Source organism: Clostridium sp. 19966 (assembly GCF_032335695.1).
Classification (GTDB): Bacteria; Bacillota; Clostridia; order Clostridiales; family Clostridiaceae; genus JACTOJ01.
The window spans coordinates 49287-63790 of sequence record NZ_JACTOJ010000003.1; the positions used below are offsets into that span (position 1 = coordinate 49287).

Below are 14504 nucleotides of genomic sequence, written 5' to 3' on the forward strand. Positions count from 1 at the left end.
AGAGGTAATAATTATTTCAATGAATATTTGCAATAAATAAATATTGTAAAGAAAAAACTGTTATGATACAATTTTATAGTAACAAAAAGAGAGGGGGGCCAAATATGAAGAAATTATCAAGTGCGACGGCCTGGGTTGTAGTATTAATAACTGTAATTGCAGCTGCTTTTGTATTTTCACAAGGCGGAAGTAACAGCAATTCACTTAAATTTAATGAGTTTGAACAAAAATATATTAATGGTGATATAAAGTCAATGCAAATATCTGATGATAGGATGACTGTCACAGGTAGACTTAGCGATAATACATCATATGAAACTGTAGTTCCATATGAAAGACTAGCAAAATTTATAGAGAGTCAACCAACTAAATTAGATATAGAGGAACAATATACGAAACCTACAAATATACCTATATGGGTTCAATATCTTCCTACGATATTATTTATTTTAATGATAATTGCTTTCTGGTTTTTATTTATGCAGCAGTCACAAGGAGGTGGCGGCAGCAGGGGAGTCATGAACTTTGGAAAGAGCAAAGCTAAGATGGCGCCGCCTGACAAGAAAAAGGTAACTTTTAACGATGTAGCTGGAGCGGATGAGGAGAAAGCTGAATTGGCGGAAATAGTAGATTTCTTGAAATCTCCTAAAAAATACACTGACATGGGTGCAAGAATTCCTAAGGGATTATTGCTTGTTGGACCTCCAGGAACAGGAAAAACATTGTTAGCAAAGGCAGTGTCAGGAGAGGCAGGAGTACCTTTCTTTAGTATATCTGGTTCTGATTTTGTTGAGATGTTTGTTGGAGTTGGTGCATCAAGAGTTAGAGACTTGTTTGAACAAGCTAAGAAGCATTCACCTTGTATAGTATTTATAGATGAAATAGATGCAGTTGGAAGACAAAGAGGAGCAGGTCTCGGCGGCGGACATGATGAAAGAGAACAAACTCTAAATCAGTTGTTAGTTGAGATGGATGGATTTGGAGTAAATGAAGGTATCATAATGATAGCAGCTACTAATAGACCAGACATACTTGATCCAGCATTATTAAGACCAGGTAGATTTGACAGACAAATAGTAGTAGGAGCTCCAGATGTTAAAGGGAGAGAAGAAATACTTAAAGTTCATTCCAAAAATAAGCCTTTATCCAGCGAAGTTAAACTAGATGTTTTAGCTAAGACAACAGCAGGTTTTACTGGAGCTGATTTGGAAAACTTAATGAATGAATCTGCACTTTTAGCAGTTAGAAATAGTAAGAATATAATAGGTATGGAAGAATTAGAAGAAGCAGTTACTAGAGTAATTGCAGGTCCAGAAAAGAAGAGCAGAGTTGTAAGTGAACATGATAAGAAGCTTACAGCTTACCATGAAGCAGGGCATGCAGTAGTAATGAAGCTGTTACCAACTACAGATCCTGTTCATCAAATAAGCATAATACCAAGAGGTATGGCTGGAGGATATACTATGCATCTTCCGCAAGAAGATAGAGCATATACTTCTAAATCTAGACTTGAAGATGAAATGGTAGAACTTTTGGGTGGAAGAGTTGCAGAAAAACTTATTATTGGTGACATAAGTACAGGTGCTAAAAATGACATCGATAGAGCTACCAATATAGCTAGAAAAATGGTTATGGAATATGGTATGAGCGAAGAAATTGGGCCACTATCATTGGGTACAGATCATGATGAAGTGTTCTTAGGAAGAGACTTGGGAAGAAATAGAAACTTCAGTGAAGAAGTAGCAGCAAGAGTGGATAGTGAAGTAAAGAAATTAATAGATAATGCTTATGAAAAAGCTCAAGCATTGCTTACAGAAAATATAAGCAAATTACATGCTGTAGCTCAAGCACTCCTTCAGAAGGAAAAGTTAGAAGGACAGGAATTTGAAGAAATATTCAATTCTGTGTTATAAAAAATAAGTTAATAAAAATAGAAGAAGCTTTTGTAAATGAGCTTCTTTTATTTTGATTCTAGAGTATAACTTGACAAATATAAATAAGTTGATAAAATTAAATTATCATATTTGAAGTATAGGTTTTTTAATATAGTTAGCTTAACTTATGTACAGTAATAATACTGTTAATAATATATATGTTAGGCGATGTAATTTAAAACCATATAATAGGATAAAAGCAGCTTTTGGAGCTGCTTTTATATTGTTTAAGGCGGTGAGAAAATTGGTTTTGGTAATAGATGTGGGTAATACTAATATAGTTTTAGGTGTATATAAGGATGATAAAATAATAGCTGATTGGAGATTATCAACTAATTCTGAAAGAAGTGCTGATGAATACGGAATAATGGTAGCTCAGCTTTTTATGATGAACAATCTTAATATTAAAGAAGTAAAAGGAATAATAATATCATCAGTTGTTCCTAATACTATGTATTCATTAGAAAGAATGATAGTAAAATATTTCAATCAGCAGGCTGTAGTAGTTGGACCAGGTGTGAAAACCGGTATAAATATAAAATATGATAATCCTAAAGAAGTTGGAGCAGATAGAATAGTAAATGCGGTGGCTGTTAATGAATTATATAAAAAGTCTGCAATAATAATAGATTTTGGTACTGCAACTACCTACTGTGCTCTCACTAAGCAGGGTGATTATTTAGGAGGAACTATATGTCCAGGAATAAAAATTTCTGCTGAAGCTTTATTCCAAAGAGCTGCCAAGTTACCTAGAATTGAATTGGTTAAGCCTGCAGGTGTAATATGTAAGAATACAGTAAGCAGCATGCAGGCAGGAGTAGTTTATGGATATATAGGTCAAGTTGATTATATAGTTTCTAAAATGAAAAAAGAGATGAAACAATATTGCGATGATGAGCCTATAGTAATTGCTACAGGCGGATATGCTAAAATGATAGCCGATGAGGCTGAATGTATAGACATTGTCAATCCATATTTAACTTTGGAAGGACTAAGAATAATATACAATAAGAATAAGGAGTAGATAGATTTATGAAAATAGGCAGTCTTTCCTTTGAAAACAATGTGTTTTTAGCTCCTATGGCTGGATTTACAGATATTTCTTTTAGAGGATTATGTAAAGAGATGGGGTGCTCTCTTGTGTATTCTGAAATGGTGAGCGCTAGAGCCTTATATTACGGAAGTCAAAACACAGAGAGTATGCTGCAGGTTTCAGAAGAAGAAAAACCTATAGCTCTTCAAATATTCGGAAATGATCCATATATTATGGCAAAAGTAACAGAAACATTTAATGATAATAAAGATATATGTATTATTGATGTTAACATGGGATGTCCAGCTCCCAAAATAGTAAAAAATGGTGAAGGCAGTGCTCTTATGAAAAATCCTGAGTTAGCTGCAAGTATTGTTAAAGAAATGAAAAAAGCTTCTTCAAAACCTATAACTGTAAAGTTTAGGAAAGGTTTTTCTCGTGAAGAAGTAACAGCCATAGAATTTGCTCAAAGGTTAGAGGAAGCAGGGGTAGATGCTGTTACCGTACATGGAAGAACAAGGGAACAATTTTATGAAGGAAATGCAGATTGGGATGCTATTTCTAAAGTAAAAGCAGCTGTGAATATTCCGGTAATCGGCAATGGAGACATAAAATCCTGGCAAGATGCAAAGGAAAGATTACAAAATAGCAGTTGTGACGGGCTAATGATTGGCAGAGGCAGCTTGGGAAATCCTTGGATATTTAGACAGATAAATAGTGCACTTAAAGGAGAAGATATTAAAGAGCCTGAACAGGATGAAGTAATTGATATGTGCATGAGACAGTATAGATTAGCTATTAAGTATCATGGAGAATATAGAGCTGTTAGAGAAATGAGAAAGCAAATAGCTTGGTACATAAAAGGACTTCCTAATTGCACAGAACTTAAAAATAATATTAATCTAGAAACAGACAGCCAGAAGGTGCTTGACACATTAGAAGCTTATAAGAAAATGTTAACAAAGTAGAAAAATATAAAGTTCTTATTTTGAAAACTGAAATTTTTGTTATTTATTAATTAAATATTGAATATTATTAGTGAATAAAAAGAAGCCAATATGTGAATGTATAAATATTGACAATGCTAAATGCCTGTTTTATAATAACCTAAATGATTACAGTTGATAGAATAAAGATGAGTAACTTGCATATTTAAATTTAAATAGCATAAGTTTTTATAAAATATAACTTTGTGTGTATATAAATTTTAAAGTTACAGCATTTTTAACACAATAATCTAAAAATTTACTGAATTAATGAAGGGGAGAAAAATATGAGTGATACAAAAAAATATGTGATGACTTATGAAGGGGTTAAAAAACTGGAGGATGAATTAGAATACTTAAAAACAGTAAAAAGAAAAGAAATTACTGAGAAAATAAAGGTTGCACTTGGATATGGAGACTTAAGCGAAAACTCTGAATATGATGAAGCTAAAAATGATCAGGCTTTTACAGAAGGTAGAATACTTCAGCTTGAAAATATGCTTAAAAATGCTACTATAGTAGATGAGAGTGAAATACCAACTGATATTGTTAGTGTTGGTTCTATAGTTAAAGTAAAAGATTATGAGTTTGATGAAGAGGTTGAATATTCAATCGTAGGTTCTGCAGAAGCAGATCCAATGAGCTATAAAATATCTAATGAATCACCAGTTGGAAATGCGCTTGTAGGTAAAAAAGTTGGAGATGTATTGGAAGTAATTGTACCAGGCGGAACAAACAAATTTGAGATACTTGGTATAAGGAGAGTTTAATTTAAATATTTGGAGGTATATTTTGATGTCAAAGGATGAGAATAATATTAACATAGTTGAAGAGGAACAGGCTTTTAATGAGCTTATAAGACAAAGAAGACAAAAGCTTGCAGAACTTCAGGCAGCTGGAAAAGATCCGTTTGATGTATATAAAGTAGAGAGGACTCACACCTCAACGGAAGTTAAAGATAATTACGATGAACTTGAGGGAAAAGATGTTACAGTGGCTGGAAGACTTATGTCTAAAAGAGTGCACGGTAAAGCTGGATTCTCTGATATACATGATAGAGAAGGAAAACTTCAACTTTACATAAAGATAGATGATGTTGGGGAAGAAAAGCTAAAGGAATATAAAACATTTGATTTAGGCGATTGGGTAAGCATAACAGGAATGGTCTTTAAGACTAAGACTGGGGAAATATCAATCCATATAAAGGATTTTCAGCTTATATCAAAATCTTTGAAGCCACTGCCAGAAAAATGGCATGGACTTAAGGATCCCGACTTAAGATATAGACAAAGAGAAGTTGATCTTATAACCAATCCTGAAGTTAAAGAAACATTCATCAAGAGAGCTAAAATAATAAAAGGAATAAGAGAATTTCTTGACAATAGAGGATATTTAGAGATAGAGACTCCTATACTATCATCTATAGCTGGTGGTGCAGCAGCAAGACCATTTATTACTCATCACAATACTCTTGACATAGATATGTATCTTAGAATAGCTACAGAACTTCATCTTAAGAGATGTATAGTGGGTGGCCTTGAAAAAGTTTACGATATGGGAAGAATCTTCAGAAATGAAGGTATGGATATAAAGCATAATCCAGAATTCACAACTATAGAGTTATATGAAGCTTATGCGGACTATAACGATATGATGGAGCTTACAGAAAATTTAATATCCACTGTATCGCAGAAGGTAAATGGAACTATGAAAGTTAACTACCAGGGTACTGAAATAGATTTAACTCCTCCATGGAGAAGAATCACTATGGTAGATGCAGTAAAGGAATACGCAGGAATTGACTTCAATGAAGTAAAAACTGACGAGGATGCACGTGCTATTGCTAAGGAAAAGCATCTTGAATTCAAAAAAGAATTGAAGGATTGTACAAAGGCAGATGTATTGAATAGCTTATTTGAAGAATATGCTGAAGCCAAGCTAATACAGCCTACTTTCATAATGGATTATCCAGTTGAAATATCACCTCTTACTAAGAAAAAGAGGGGAAATGATGAATTCACTGAGAGGTTTGAAGGCTTCATATATGGAAGAGAAATATGTAATGCTTACTCAGAGCTTAATGATCCAATTGTTCAGAGAGAAAGATTTATGCAGCAGGCTAAGGAAAGAGAGCTTGGTGATGACGAAGCTTATGAAATAGATGAAGAATTTATGAGCGCTTTAGAGACAGGAATGCCTCCAACAGGCGGTCTTGGAATAGGTATAGATCGTATAGTAATGTTCTTAACAGATGCTTATTCCATAAGGGACGTAATATTATTCCCAACAATGAAGCCTCAACAGTAATAAGTCTAGTAAAATTAATGGTTTTATCGGTTGAAATGTAAAATTTACGACCGATTTACGACCAAAGAAAAGAGAACACGTTCAATAGTCAGAGTAAGGGTTAAACTTTACTCTGTTTTTTTATGCATTATGATTAACACAAGTGGGAAATTGTTGAATTTAGTACCCAGAAAGAATATAATTAAAAGGTCAATGGATGACAACTTATAAAGCTGTTAACGACTAAGGAAATTGCATAAAAATGGAGTATTCAAGCAAGCGTGAAACAACGCTGTGCAGAGAAGGACGCGTTGATGGAGCAATAGCTAAGGGTAGTATTTGGCTTATTCCAGATAATGCACCGAAACCTATTGAAAAAAAGCTTGGAAGAAAATTAGACAGGAGAGTGAAAGATAATGCCTAAAAAAAATGATACATTGTCTCTGGCTAAAAGTGGTAAGAACGATGAGTTTTATACTCAGTTTGAGGATATACAAAAGGAAATGAATGCATATCTTGAATATAATGCAGATACCTTTAGGGATAAAGTAGTTTTGCTTCCTTGTGATGACCCAGAATGGTCGAACTTTACAAGGTTTTTTGCTCAAAACTTTGAAAAGTTTGGAATAAAGAAACTGATAAGCACATCATTTGCGACTGATAGCAAAAACAAGTCAATGCCAGAGAATTATCAATTTTCCATAGAAGATTTTCTGACGGTTTACGAGAAAAGTAGTCCTCAATATGATGAAAACATCACAGCGTCAAAGGGAAAGATATTTGTGTTAGAAAGAGATAAAAATAGCTCTGGCAAAGTTGATTTAGATGATTTGGAGTGGTCATATCTTGAGGGAGATGGAGATTTTCGCTCGGATGAAGTAAAGGCATTAAGAGATGAAGCTGATATTATTATTACAAATCCGCCTTTTAGTTTATTTAGAGAATTTTTAGCTTGGGTGGTTGAAGCTGAAAAAAACTTTATGATGATAGGTAATATAAATTGTATAACTTATAAAGAGGTTTTTCCATTAATCAAGGATAATAAAGCATGGCTTGGTAATGGGATGGGAAGATGGATTTCTGGCTTTATTGTCCCAGAAAAATATGAGTTATACGGTACAGAAGCTCGAATGGAAAATGGAAAGCGCATTGTCGCAACAAATAATTGCTTGTGGCTTACAAATATTGAACATGGAAGGAGACATCAACCTTCATCGCTTATGACAATGGCAGATAATCTTAAATTTAGTCGTCATAAGCAAGTGAAAGAAAATGGTTATCAGAAATATGATTATTACGATGCAATAGATGTCCCTTATACAGATGCAATTCCTTCAGACTATGAAGGAATGATGGGAGTACCAATTACATTTTTGGATAAGTATAATCCTGAACAATTTGAGATACTGGGATGTTCATACTCTTATGGTGACCCTGGTGAACCATGGCATAAACCAAATGATAGTTACAATGTTTGTATTAATGGAGAAAATGTTTATAAGAGAATTTTTATCCGAAAGAAGGTACAGTGATGAACACAGAGCTTAAAACAGAAATTACAGTATCAGATATTTGTCAGGGATTTGTATATAACGAATATGAAGGGAAGGGCTTATTTGGTTTATCTGGAAAACTTATAATTCAGCCTGAGTATCAAAGAAATTATATTTATGCTGACGGAAAGAAAGATGTTGCTGTTATTGATTCTCTTCTGAAAGGTTATCCTCTCGGACTGATTTATTTTGTTAAAGTGGCTGATGATAAATTTGAGGTTCTTGACGGACAGCAACGTATAACAAGTTTTGGGCGTTTTGTGACTGGAAAATTTGCAATAGTTGGTTCAGATGGTGTTCCACATTATTTTAGCGGTCTTGCAGAAGATTTGAAAAAGAAAATCATGGACGCGAAACTTACTATCTATGAATGTCAGGGTTCAGAATCCGAAATAAAAGAATGGTTTAGAACGATTAATATTGCAGGTGTTCCGCTGAATGAACAAGAGTTATCAAACGCAATTCATTCTGGTCCTTTTGTTACAAAGGCAAAGGAGGAATTTAGTAATTCCCAAAATGCTAACATTCAAAAATGGAGTGCTTATATAAGTGGTGATGTTAAACGTCAGGATTATCTTAGGACAGCCCTTGACTGGGTTTCTAAGGGCAATATTGATGATTACATGAGCAGACATAGATTTGATGATAATATCAATGAATTAAAAGCTTACTTTACTTCCGTTATTGATTGGATATCTAGCGTATTTACAGATGTTGAAAGCGAAATGCGAGGACTTCCATGGGGCGGATTATATGAGAGATTTCATTCAAACTCATATAATCAGCAGGATGTACATAATAAACTTCATAAATTGTATTCAGACTTTTACGTTAAGAATAGAAAAGGCGTATATGAATATATTTTAGGTGGATGTGTAGATACGAAGAATCTTGATGTAAGAATTTTCGATGATGTTACAAAGAAAACAGTATATGCGAAGCAAACAAAAGATGCTCAGGACTGTGGAAAATCAAACTGTCCATTATGTGCTTTGGGCAATGACAGTAATAAAGCAAGAATATACAAATTAGCAGAAATGGACGCTGACCACGTTACAGCATGGAGTAACGGCGGTGCAACCGACATTTCAAATTGTACGATGCTCTGCAAAACACATAATCGTGCTAAAGGAAACAAGTAAAATGTAGTGGAAGCGTTCATTATAGAATGAGCGCTTCTTTTTTATTTTGAAAGATAATCTGAAAATAATGAAATAAAAGCACTTGCTAGTCTGCTCTGCTGTATCTCAAGAACAGCTTTATTCATAAGAGGTTCATAGGTATATTCGATTAAATAGTTGATGAAATCCTCATATTGATGGTCACTTTCAGATGATAACGATAACTCGTTATAACGTCCAAGAATTAAACAAGCTTTAATACTAATTTTGTTCTTGACGTTCTTTGAAGAAAAAGAAATTTTGCTTTCTGGCAATTCGGATAAAAGGAACTTTTTATATGTTTCTTTTTTATATTCGTTGATTGGTGTAAACGCACTGAATTTGCTAAATGCATCTATCACAGTACTTGTTAATGGTTCTTTTAATTCTTTTAAACTTTGATTTGCGTTAAATTCTTTCCATGCTGACAAGGTAAATTTGTTGAATAATTCCGAACAATTATCGGGATGCATGAAAAAATTGAGACAATCCAAGTAATCAGGATTTTCTAAACCATAACGAATAATCTCAGATGATATTTTTGAATAATGCGATGCTATGGCAATAGGACTGATTTCTGACATATCATCAGCACCAAGCAAATACTCAATATTACAATCTACTAAATTACATATATCTAAAAGCTTATCTAATGGTGGGATGCTTTCTCCTTTTTCCCATTTGATTATTGTTCTTCTATCAATATGTAGTGAATCAGCAAAATTTTCTTGAGTGGTACAACAAAAATACTTTTCATATTTGTCGGAATTATCCTGATATAGTTTCCTTCTATTTAATCTAATTTCTTTTATCCTTTTGCATAATACAAATTTGTCATATTTCATTCACAATTACTCCTTTATAAATATTGAAAATGAGTTCGCATGTGTTCGATTAATCACATTATAAAGTATATAATTAAAAACATCAAGAGGAGCTCGCTTGAATTACATTGTCAGATGCTCATGACATACTGACGGAAAGGAGAAACAATATTGAAAAGTCAAATTATCGGGGTTCAGCCTATTCAATTTACCAATAATAATGGTGAAGAAATTAAAGGAACGAATATTTATATTGCGTTTAAAGATGAAAATGTAACTGGATTACGTGCTGAGAAAATATTCCTCAAAAATGGAATTGAATTGCCTAAAGATACAAAAATCAATGATACAGTAGAAATCGCATTTAATTTCAAAGGAAAAATAGAAAGCATCAGTAAAGCAAACTAATAACCAATGCTATCACCAAGGGAGGGAATATTTGCCCTTGGTGTTTCAGCAGGAAAGGATATATATGAGTAATGCTAATTATATTCAGCAGAGAAAAAACAGAAAACATCAATATTTGAGATTACGCTTAGGCATATTACAGATGATTCATAAACCTTTGCTCGATTTGTGCTTTATTCCAATTATTGTGGGAACAGTATCCCTATGGATGAAAAAGGATATAGCTTTCTCACTATTTGATGTTCCACAGATTCTTTTACCGATTTACAGATATACCATTATGATAATAGCAATATTGATACCTATAATCTGTATATTTACGGTGATTGATGCTATCGGAGAACTAACAGCAAGAAAAGATGAAGCAAAATTGTATGTTGCATTTAATACACAGGAACTTCGTAACGGATGCCCTATTTTAATGAATAAGAAGCGTATAAAGGGCAATGTGACAATGCGTGAGTTTTATTCTGATATTCCCATGAAAGCATGGATTGAAAGACAGGAAGATATTGCAGATGCTATGAATATTCATTTTGTCGAAAAACTTCGATATGGCGGTAAATCAGATGGAAAACGAATTGTGATGATTACAGCACAAGGAAGAAAAACAGTACCAAGGAGTAATTTATATGACGATGAACTCTGATTTGGTTCTCGGATATGATTATGATAAATGGTATGGCTATGGTGTGAAGCAGCCGATTATTACGGATATTTCTGTAAAGAGTAACAGTCACGCTTTATTGTGCGGTATGTCCGGAAGCGGAAAGAGTTATGCTACAAATATCATATTTGCAAAAATCAGTAATGCATGTAATTCGGATGGAGTTGTATATTTTGCAGACTTCAAGCAGGATGACCAGTTTGCATATTTGCGTGAGTGTCCTCGATATTATCCTTATAACAGTTGTTTATTATAGTAGAGGGAAAGAGGAAGGATGTTCATTCGCAGTCAATACACCAAAAACAGAAGCCGGAAAAAGAATAATCCCTATGTTGCCAAAAGTAAAAGAAGCATTTCTTTTAGAAAAGAAGTATCAAGAAGAATGTGGATTAAAATGTAATGCAGTTGTGGATGGGTATACAGATTTTATTTTCGTCAATCGTTTTGGAGGTGTACAGCATCAAGGAACGCTCAACAAGGCATTAAGAAGGATTATTCGTGATTGCAATTATGAGGTGTTGGATAAAGAAAAAAATAATGATACAGTAACACTTCCTCGATTTAGTAATCATTCATTGAGACATACGTTTACTACAAGAATGTGTGAAGCCGGTGTTAATGTTAAGGCTATGCAGGATATATTAGGTCATGCGGACGCTGAAACAACAATGGATATATATGCAGAAGCTACAAAGGATTTAAAACGTGCAGAATTGATTGGTTTTGAGGATTATTTTAATACACAGAAGAAAGCTCAATCTGGGATAATATAGGTTACGACCGCTTTACGACAGAATTACGACCATTTATAAAGAATTATGTAGAGTTGTAAAATGGACTGAAAAATGAATACTCTTAAATAGGGGTATATAGAGATTTAAAGAGTTATAAAAAAGTCGGTAGGATTTCCCAACTATGAAGCCTCTAGCATAACCTTATATTTAGTTTTACTATGATATCTAAAAAGAGTATCTTTAGTGTTTTATCACTCTAGATACTCTTTCTTTATATTAACCCTCATCATAAATTCTTTACGCACGATAGCTATCAGCTGAAATGATTTATAATAATCATCAGCATTATTAAAAGGCTTATTATTAGTTTTCTCTTCATAGATCCTCCATACCTTAAAGCTAGTCTTCTACGGAATAAATCAACATATCCTCCAAGCTTAGGTTTAATTCTTCTATAAATAACACTCCCTGCTCTTCTAATTTTTCTTTAAGACTGTCATTGTAGTCTTTTGTTATTACATTGTAGCTTCGGCCTATTTTCTCTACCCTTAAGAATTCAGGCCATTTTTCGAAGTCTTCAGGAGCTTCTTCCTTGAATATAATTTGAATTTTTTTCATTGACAGCTTTAAATTATCCAGTGAATTATCTTTGATTATTTCACCTTCGTTTAGAAATACTATATGATCGCAGATGCTTTCAAGATCAGGAAGATTGTGAGAAGATATTATTACAGTAGTTCCTCTCTCTGCCACATCCTCCATAAGCAAGTTTAAAAATTTTCTCTTAATAATAGGGTCTAATCCTGAAGTAGGCTCGTCTAGAATCATAATCTTTGGATTTTGGCTGAAGGCCATCATAAGGTGAACTCTAGTAGCATTACCCTTTGATAATTTAGAAATTTTCTTGTTAAGGGGAATTTTAAATATTGAATTAATTTTATTGAATCTATCTTTATCAAAGTTTGGATAGGATAAAGAATAATATTTTAATATTTCTTTTATTTTGCAGTCATTGAAGAAATCATTTCTATCGCCCACATATCCAATGATTTCTTTAATAGCAGTATTATCTTTAATATTTTCTTTATTTATTAAAATTTCTCCAGTATCTGGTTCGTATATGTCCACCATAGTTCTCAGCAAAGTAGATTTACCAGCCCCATTAGGGCCTACCAATCCTAATATAGACCCATCATTGATAGTTATATTAATGTTTTTTATCGCTTCCTTACCAGGAAAGCTTTTGGATACATTTTTGATTTCTATCATTTATGAAGCCCTCCTTTTATTAATAATCTTGGTTTGAAGCCTGTATACAAATATAAACATTGGAATCCACAGAAAGTTTAAAATCAATAACAGGGTTTGAAATAAATCATTGTTATCGTCAATATTAAAGGTTGAAATTCCAGCTACAAAATGAAGTATTATAAAAACTATGATAGCTAATATAATAGGCACTGCAATTATTATAACTAAAGATACGACAATCTTAAATACCACTTCGCTGAATCTAAACATAAGCATTTTTGACAGCTGCTCATATTTCAAAACTCTATTTAATAGCAATACTATATAGAAAATAAATGCGGATACAAGCAATAGCACCAATGAATAAATTACGTAGTAATGATCAAAATAGGGAACTAAAATTTTATCAAAGGCATTAGATGAAATATTATCAGCTGAGCGGAATAAATCTTTTATGAATTGAAGTCTGTTTGACAGTAATTCATAAAATCCGCCAAGCCCCAATATAAAAGCATAGAACAGTCCATTAGGAACAAATACTGCAGCTACGCTGTGTCCGAAAAGCATTTGGAAAAGTTCTAAGACAACAGTAATAAAAGTCAATAAAGCAAAAGCAGAAAACAATCTTATCATCAATACCCGAACAATTTCAGAATAATGAGACCCAAAAATCTGAGAATTATATTTTAAAATTCCTAAGGCAACGATGCCATAGATAATTATTGGTATTGTATAACTTATAATGAAGCCTACGGTTTTAGTAATTATTATTGCGTCCTTTGACATGGGCTCTGTTAGCATAAAGCCATATTTTTTTTCTTTATGAAAAAATGAAACTATTACCATTATTATAGACAGTATTACAAAAAACTGAGTTGGAACATACAGTAAAGGAATTATTTCGCTTGAGTTTGAAATGGTAAAATTTACATTAGTGTTAGCAGCAAATAATTGTTTTGTATAATCAAAATCACTGTAGAAAGCTAATAGCAAGAAGGAAAAGGTTATTAAATAAGATATCATTACCCATAAAATATTTTTTCTTTCTCTATAGAATAAGGCCATACTAAAATATTTATTTCTCATTTTCATCACCTCCATTACTTGAATTTAGCTCATCGTAGAGCTCGGATAATATTTTTTCAAGATCTTCTTTATTAATTCCCATGTAATGGGCATCTAGCAAAATTTTCTTCAAGTCATCTTTTAATTTGGCCATTTTATCTTCCTCCAATCTAGGTTTATAATCCATAGATACAAAAGTACCTTTACCTCTTAGAGTTTCTATAATTTTTAATCTTTCCAGCTCATTAAAAGCTTTGCTGACTGTATTAGGATTAGTAGTAAGCATAGAGGCTAGTTCTCTAACGGATGGCAGCTTATCGCCAGGCTGTAAAATCCCCTTTATAATACTTTCTTTAACCGAATGTACTATTTGCTCGTATATAGGTGTACTGCTTCTAGGATCGATGGTAAACAAAATAATCACCTCCATGTTGAATGTATTAAGTGTACTACACTGATTAGTACACTTAGAATTATATATGCATCTAATTGGAATGTCAATATTAATTACTTTAAAAAGTATTATAAAATTATTCGATATACATTAAAATTTGATGTAATATATAGAAGTGAATAATTGAATTAAAATGAGATTTAGGTTAG

At 32.9% G+C, this 14504-nt stretch carries 16 protein-coding genes; 12 read left to right on the forward strand and 4 right to left on the reverse strand.

Annotated features, from left to right (window positions below; genetic code table 11):
* Window positions 1–104 precede the first annotated feature (104 nt).
* From ftsH to IAI10_RS03735, 8 genes are all read left to right on the forward strand, one after another.
* Window positions 105–1913: an ATP-dependent zinc metalloprotease FtsH gene (gene ftsH, locus IAI10_RS03700; RefSeq protein WP_315671944.1), complete on the forward strand. Its 1809-nt coding sequence runs from the start codon at window positions 105–107 to the stop codon at window positions 1911–1913.
* A 265-nt stretch (window positions 1914–2178) separates the two neighbouring features.
* Complete coding sequence (locus tag IAI10_RS03705) at window positions 2179–2958, forward strand: type III pantothenate kinase (RefSeq protein WP_315672197.1); 780 nt, start codon at window positions 2179–2181, stop codon at window positions 2956–2958.
* An 8-nt stretch (window positions 2959–2966) separates the two neighbouring features.
* Window positions 2967–3935 carry a tRNA dihydrouridine synthase DusB gene (gene dusB / locus IAI10_RS03710; protein WP_315671945.1) on the forward strand — a complete coding sequence of 323 codons (969 nt, stop codon included), beginning with the start codon at window positions 2967–2969 and terminating at the stop codon, window positions 3933–3935.
* A 305-nt stretch (window positions 3936–4240) separates the two neighbouring features.
* Complete coding sequence (gene greA, locus IAI10_RS03715; RefSeq protein WP_315671946.1) at window positions 4241–4723, forward strand: transcription elongation factor GreA; 483 nt, start codon at window positions 4241–4243, stop codon at window positions 4721–4723.
* Window positions 4724–4748: 25 nt separating this feature from the next.
* Entirely contained in the window at window positions 4749–6260 is a 1512-nt protein-coding gene (gene lysS, locus IAI10_RS03720) for a lysine--tRNA ligase (RefSeq protein ID WP_315671947.1), read from the forward strand.
* 241 nt (window positions 6261–6501) lie between these two features.
* Window positions 6502–6663, forward strand: a complete 162-nt coding sequence (locus IAI10_RS03725; protein WP_315671948.1) for a DNA-binding protein — start codon at window positions 6502–6504, stop codon at window positions 6661–6663.
* Window positions 6656–7771, forward strand: a complete 1116-nt coding sequence (locus IAI10_RS03730) for an adenine-specific methyltransferase EcoRI family protein (protein WP_315671949.1) — start codon at window positions 6656–6658, stop codon at window positions 7769–7771. The genes IAI10_RS03725 and IAI10_RS03730 overlap by 8 nt, the downstream gene beginning before the upstream one ends.
* On the forward strand, window positions 7771–8934 hold the full coding sequence (locus IAI10_RS03735; RefSeq protein WP_315671950.1) for a DUF262 domain-containing protein: 1164 nt from the start codon (window positions 7771–7773) through the stop codon (window positions 8932–8934). The genes IAI10_RS03730 and IAI10_RS03735 overlap by 1 nt, the downstream gene beginning before the upstream one ends.
* 41 nt (window positions 8935–8975) lie before the next feature.
* Here IAI10_RS03735 and IAI10_RS03740 read toward each other — a convergent pair whose 3' ends face one another.
* A complete protein-coding gene (locus tag IAI10_RS03740; RefSeq protein ID WP_315671951.1) occupies window positions 8976–9797 on the reverse strand; it encodes a helix-turn-helix transcriptional regulator in 822 nt (273 codons plus the stop codon).
* A gap of 150 nt (window positions 9798–9947) precedes the next feature.
* On the opposite strand from IAI10_RS03740, the gene IAI10_RS03745 reads away from it, so the two are divergent.
* The 4 genes from IAI10_RS03745 to IAI10_RS03760 are packed head-to-tail and all read left to right on the forward strand — an operon-like array spanning window position 9948 to window position 11624.
* Complete coding sequence (locus IAI10_RS03745; RefSeq protein WP_315671952.1) at window positions 9948–10184, forward strand: hypothetical protein; 237 nt, start codon at window positions 9948–9950, stop codon at window positions 10182–10184.
* 31 nt (window positions 10185–10215) lie between these two features.
* Window positions 10216–10833 carry a hypothetical protein gene (locus tag IAI10_RS03750; protein ID WP_315671953.1) on the forward strand — a complete coding sequence of 206 codons (618 nt, stop codon included), beginning with the start codon at window positions 10216–10218 and terminating at the stop codon, window positions 10831–10833.
* On the forward strand, window positions 10817–11107 hold the full coding sequence (locus IAI10_RS03755; RefSeq protein WP_315671954.1) for a hypothetical protein: 291 nt from the start codon (window positions 10817–10819) through the stop codon (window positions 11105–11107). The genes IAI10_RS03750 and IAI10_RS03755 overlap by 17 nt, the downstream gene beginning before the upstream one ends.
* Window positions 11052–11624 carry a tyrosine-type recombinase/integrase gene (locus IAI10_RS03760; protein WP_396334337.1) on the forward strand — a complete coding sequence of 191 codons (573 nt, stop codon included), beginning with the start codon at window positions 11052–11054 and terminating at the stop codon, window positions 11622–11624. Before IAI10_RS03755 ends, IAI10_RS03760 begins: the two co-directional genes overlap by 56 nt.
* A 360-nt stretch (window positions 11625–11984) precedes the next feature.
* Here the strand turns inward: IAI10_RS03760 and IAI10_RS03765 are convergent, their stop codons facing one another.
* Genes IAI10_RS03765 through IAI10_RS03775 form a run of 3 tightly spaced genes read right to left on the reverse strand, consistent with a single transcriptional unit; the run spans window position 11985 to window position 14316 of the window.
* Complete coding sequence (locus tag IAI10_RS03765; protein WP_315671955.1) at window positions 11985–12854, reverse strand: ABC transporter ATP-binding protein; 870 nt, start codon at window positions 12852–12854, stop codon at window positions 11985–11987.
* Complete coding sequence (locus IAI10_RS03770; protein ID WP_315671956.1) at window positions 12855–13922, reverse strand: hypothetical protein; 1068 nt, start codon at window positions 13920–13922, stop codon at window positions 12855–12857. It abuts the gene before it with no gap.
* Window positions 13912–14316, reverse strand: coding sequence for a GntR family transcriptional regulator (locus IAI10_RS03775; protein WP_315671957.1), 405 nt, complete (start codon window positions 14314–14316; stop codon window positions 13912–13914). Before IAI10_RS03775 ends, IAI10_RS03770 begins: the two co-directional genes overlap by 11 nt.
* Between the last annotated feature and the right edge of the window lie 188 nt (window positions 14317–14504).

Coding starts and splice junctions, on each gene's coding strand:
- ftsH (WP_315671944.1), top strand. CDS start 105: ATGAAGAAATTATCAAGTGCGACGGCCTGGGTTGTAGTATTAATAACT.
- dusB (WP_315671945.1), top strand. CDS start 2,967: ATGAAAATAGGCAGTCTTTCCTTTGAAAACAATGTGTTTTTAGCTCCT.
- IAI10_RS03765 (WP_315671955.1), bottom strand. CDS start 12,854: ATGATAGAAATCAAAAATGTATCCAAAAGCTTTCCTGGTAAGGAAGCG.
- IAI10_RS03770 (WP_315671956.1), bottom strand. CDS start 13,922: ATGAGAAATAAATATTTTAGTATGGCCTTATTCTATAGAGAAAGAAAA.
- IAI10_RS03740 (WP_315671951.1), bottom strand. CDS start 9,797: ATGAAATATGACAAATTTGTATTATGCAAAAGGATAAAAGAAATTAGA.
- greA (WP_315671946.1), top strand. CDS start 4,241: ATGAGTGATACAAAAAAATATGTGATGACTTATGAAGGGGTTAAAAAA.
- IAI10_RS03725 (WP_315671948.1), top strand. CDS start 6,502: ATGGAGTATTCAAGCAAGCGTGAAACAACGCTGTGCAGAGAAGGACGC.
- IAI10_RS03730 (WP_315671949.1), top strand. CDS start 6,656: ATGCCTAAAAAAAATGATACATTGTCTCTGGCTAAAAGTGGTAAGAAC.
- IAI10_RS03735 (WP_315671950.1), top strand. CDS start 7,771: ATGAACACAGAGCTTAAAACAGAAATTACAGTATCAGATATTTGTCAG.
- IAI10_RS03755 (WP_315671954.1), top strand. CDS start 10,817: ATGACGATGAACTCTGATTTGGTTCTCGGATATGATTATGATAAATGG.
- lysS (WP_315671947.1), top strand. CDS start 4,749: ATGTCAAAGGATGAGAATAATATTAACATAGTTGAAGAGGAACAGGCT.